Raw genomic sequence first — 3,635 nt, 5'->3', positions numbered from 1 at the left:
CCGGGAACATCGAGCAGTCCGCCGAGGACATGCTGCGCGGCTGTGCCCAGCTCCGCCCCAACGCCGCCCGCGCCGAGTACCGCGCCTGGCTCGCCGCCCGCACGGTCGGCGGAGCCGTCGGCCAGCTCCTGGACGCCGCCCGGGGCGACGACGCCCTGCTGCGCGGCCTCGCCTTCGAGGCGCTCCGGGTGGTCGGCGCCCCCGCCGAGCACGAGGTGCGCGCCGTCGTCGCGGAGCCCGCGCTGCGCCCCTACGCCCTGCTGTGGCTCGCCGAGTACGACGGCGTCGACCCGGAGGACGCCCACGAGGTCCTCACCCGCGAGGAAGCCACCTGGCTGTGGGTCGACACCGCGGCCGCCGTCGCCGACCACGGCGAGACCGACATGCTCGTCCGGCACCTGGAGGCGGCGGTCCAGCCCACCGTCCCCGCCCTGCTGGAGGAGGTCCGGTCCGTCGGACACCCCCGCACCGTGCAGGTCCTGGTCGCGCTCGCCGCCGCCCACCCCGACCCCGCCCTCGCCAAGGCCGTGCGCCGGGCCGCCTTCCAGGTGCACACCGGAGGCTGAGCGGGACCCGCCGGAACGCCCCCGCCGCTCAGGAAGACAGCGCGGGGGCGTACGTGCCGAAGCTCCAGACGTTGCCCTCGGCGTCCCGCGCCAGGTAGTCCCGCGCGCCGTAGTCCTGGTCCGTCGGGGGCGCCAGGATCTCCACCCCGTGCTCCACCGCGCGCCGGTGATGGGCGTCCACGTCGTCCACCACCACGTACACCCCCACCGGGCCGCCGCTGCCCATCGCCTCGGCGAAGACACCGCCGCGCCCCTTGGACCCCAGCATCACCGCCCCGTTCCCCTGGGCCAGCTCGGCGTGCAGGACCGTACCGTCCTCCGACTCGTACACCGCCAGCTCGGTGAAGCCCAGTGCCCGCGTGAGCTGCGCGATCGCCGCCCGCGCGTCCGCGTACAGCACCGTCGGGTACACGCTGGGGCGTCCGCTGGTGTCCGCCATGCCGATCACTCCCTAGTGAACGGTTCCGTCCGGCTTCGTCCCCTCAGTCTCGCAGCCGGGACTGACAGCGCCTCAGCCGAACGTGTTGCACCGGTCCGGATCGCCCGTCCGGTACCCCTGGTCGAACCACTGCTGCCGCTGCAGCGAGGACCCGTGCGTCCAGGTCTCCGGGGTCACCTTCCCCTGGAACTCCTGCTGGATACGGTCGTCGCCCACGGCCGCCGCCGCGTTCAGCCCGTCCTTGATGTCCGCCGGGGTCAGGCTGGTGATCAGCGGCTTGCCCGTCGACTCGTCCGGCGTCGTCGTCGCGTGGTGCGCCCACACCCCGGCATAGCAGTCCGCCTGCAGCTCGACCCGGACCGAGCTGCTGTTCTCGCCGGTCGTCCCGTCCTGGGTCCGGCCCAGCGTGCCCATCAGGTCCTGCACGTGGTGGCCGTACTCGTGCGCGATCACGTACGCCTGCGCGAAGGGGCCCCCGCTCGCCCCGAACTTCGTGCGCAGTTCGTCGAAGAAGCCCAGGTCCAGATAGACCCGCTGGTCACCGGGGCAGTAGAACGGCCCCACCGCCGCCGTCGCCGCCCCGCAGGCGGTACGGACCTGACCGCTGAAGAGATACGTCTCCGCCGGGGTGTACCGCTTCCCCTGCTGCCGGAACTCGCCCGACCAGTAGTCCTGCACGCTGTTGACCACCGCGACCGCCCGGCAGTCCTCGCGGGTGTTCGCGTCCCGGCCGGTACGGCAGGACTGCTGGACCTCGCTCACCGAGGAGGGCTGGGACGTGGTCCCGTCACCGCCCGAGGAGAGCCCGAGCTGGTCCGGGCCGACGCCCAGGAACAGCGCCAGCAGCAGCCCGACCAGCCCGACGACACCCCCGCCGATCGTCGCCCGGCCGCCCGGCACCCGGCTCCCGCGCACGTCCCGCACCTCGGAGGTGTCCAGATTCGCGTCGTCGTCGAACTGCACAGCCCGTCACCTTCTGTCGGCTTCCATCGGCTTTCGCGAGCTTCCGGCCGACCCGTCACACCGTGGCCCGCAGCTCACGCGGCATCTGTACCCCGAGAGTCCCCACACCTGCCTCCCGAGGCAGGAAAAGGGCTTGCCCGCCCCCGTTAGACTGGCCCCATGGCCATTCTCCTCGCGCATTAGACGGCGGGAACGCCCTCGACAGCCGCCCATCCGTCAACCACGTACGCCCAGGAGTATGTCCGTGATCTCCGCCTCCGGTATCGAGCTGCGCGCCGGTGCGCGCGTCCTCATCGAGAACGCCACCTTCCGTGTCGCCAAGGGTGACCGCATCGGCCTCGTCGGCCGCAACGGCGCGGGCAAGACCACCCTCACCAAGTGCCTGGCCGGTGACGGCATCCCGGCCGCCGGCACCATCACCCGCTCCGGTGAGGTCGGCTACCTCCCGCAGGACCCCCGCACCGGCGACCTCGACGTCCTCGGCCGCGACCGCATCCTCTCCGCCCGCGGCCTCGACGTGCTGATCCGCAAGATGCGGGAGAACGAGCAGCGCATCGCCAACGGCTCCGGCGCCACCCGCGAGAAGGCCCTGCGCCAGTACGAGCGCCAGGAGACCGAGTTCCTCACCAAGGGCGGGTACTCCGCCGAGGCCGAGGCCGCCACCATCGCCGCCGCGCTCAACCTGCCCGACCGCGCGCTCGGCCAGCCGCTGCACACCCTCTCCGGTGGTCAGCGCCGCCGTATCGAGCTGGCCCGCATCCTGTTCTCGGACGCCGACACCCTGCTGCTCGACGAGCCGACCAACCACCTCGACGCCGACTCGATCGTCTGGCTGCGGGACTACCTCAAGACCTACCGCGGCGGCTTCATCGTGATCTCCCACGACGTCGACCTGGTCGAGACGGTGGTCAACAAGGTGTTCTACCTGGACGCCAACCGCTCCCAGATCGACGTCTACAACATGGGCTGGAAGCTCTACCAGCAGCAGCGCGAGGCCGACGAGAAGCGCCGCAGGCGCGAGCGTGCCAACGCCGAGAAGAAGGCCGCCGCCCTGCACTCGCAGGCCGACAAGATGCGCGCCAAGGCCACCAAGACGGTCGCCGCGCAGAACATGGCCCGCCGCGCCGACAAGCTGCTCTCCGGCCTGGAGGCGGTGCGCCAGTCCGACAAGGTCGCCAAGCTCCGCTTCCCCGAGCCCGCCCCCTGCGGCAAGACCCCGCTGATGGCGGAGGGCCTGTCGAAGTCGTACGGCTCGCTGGAGATCTTCACCGACGTCGACCTGGCCATCGACAGGGGCTCCCGCGTCGTCATCCTCGGCCTCAACGGCGCCGGCAAGACCACCCTGCTGCGTCTGCTCGGCGGTGTCGAGCAGCCCGACACCGGCGCGGTCGTCCCCGGCCACGGCCTCAAGCTGGGCTACTACGCCCAGGAGCACGAGACCCTGGACCCCGAGCGCTCGGTGCTGGAGAACATGCGCTCTGCCGCCCCGGACATGGACCTGGTCGAGGTCCGCAAGGTGCTCGGCTCGTTCCTCTTCTCCGGCGACGACGTCGACAAGCCGGCCGGGGTCCTCTCCGGCGGCGAGAAGACCCGCCTCGCGCTCGCCACCCTGGTCGTCTCCTCGGCCAACGTGCTGCTGCTGGACGAGCCCACCAACAACCTCGACC

General features: G+C 71.9%; 3 protein-coding genes and 1 pseudogene. 2 read left to right on the top strand and 2 right to left on the bottom strand.

What is annotated here, in order from left to right; genetic code table 11:
• A pseudogene (locus tag GT030_RS15675) lies at positions 1-566 on the top strand (hypothetical protein); the annotation flags it as partial.
• Between the two features lie 28 nt (positions 567-594).
• Here the strand turns inward: GT030_RS15675 and GT030_RS15670 are convergent.
• A complete protein-coding gene (locus tag GT030_RS15670; protein WP_161201643.1) occupies positions 595-1,005 on the bottom strand; it encodes a VOC family protein in 411 nt (136 codons plus the stop codon).
• A gap of 72 nt (positions 1,006-1,077) precedes the next feature.
• Entirely contained in the window at positions 1,078-1,968 is an 891-nt protein-coding gene (locus tag GT030_RS15665; RefSeq protein WP_161201642.1) for a neutral zinc metallopeptidase, read from the bottom strand.
• Between the two features lie 244 nt (positions 1,969-2,212).
• On the opposite strand from GT030_RS15665, the gene GT030_RS15660 reads away from it, so the two are divergent.
• Positions 2,213-3,635, top strand: a 1,423-nt coding sequence (locus GT030_RS15660) for an ABC-F family ATP-binding cassette domain-containing protein (RefSeq protein ID WP_161201644.1), incomplete at its 3' end; no start/stop codon positions are given.

The sequence above is a fragment of the Streptomyces sp. SID1328 genome (assembly GCF_009865595.1).
GTDB classification, from domain to species: domain Bacteria; phylum Actinomycetota; class Actinomycetes; order Streptomycetales; family Streptomycetaceae; genus Streptomyces; species Streptomyces griseoluteus.
Note: the sequence above shows the minus strand (reverse complement) of the source record. Positions and strands in the feature narration are given on the sequence as shown.

Coding starts and splice junctions, on each gene's coding strand:
- GT030_RS15670 (WP_161201643.1), bottom strand. CDS start 1,005: ATGGCGGACACCAGCGGACGCCCCAGCGTGTACCCGACGGTGCTGTAC.